Source organism: Dyella japonica DSM 16301 (assembly GCF_001010355.1).
Lineage (GTDB): Bacteria > Pseudomonadota > Gammaproteobacteria > Xanthomonadales > Rhodanobacteraceae > Dyella > Dyella japonica.
Genome location: NZ_JPLA01000205.1, coordinates 1 through 261 on the forward strand (window position 1 = coordinate 1; position 261 = coordinate 261).

The 261-nt window shown below is 44.4% G+C and carries 1 protein-coding gene; it reads left to right on the forward strand.

The features are described from left to right. Positions 1-261, forward strand: a 261-nt coding sequence (locus Y882_RS20690) for a hypothetical protein (RefSeq protein WP_211259260.1), incomplete at both ends; no start/stop codon positions are given.

The following is a 261-nucleotide window of genomic DNA, read 5'->3' on the forward strand; positions in this document are numbered from 1 at the left end:
TCATTAAGTGCGACCTGATAGGTAAGCAAGTTCCTGCTGAAAACGGAACATCAACACACCCGTTTGAAATTGCTCTGCACTACCAATTTGCAGATTCGCCTTTTGCAGGGGATAAGAGAATATCTGATACAGATGCACAGCGTTGTAAGAAGGTATTGTTAGGGGCTGGATGGCGATGGCATAAGGTTGACTTGACAGACAAACTCACAGACAACACAAAAACTCTTACAGGTATTCGTCCGGACCTTGGTGAAAACATGC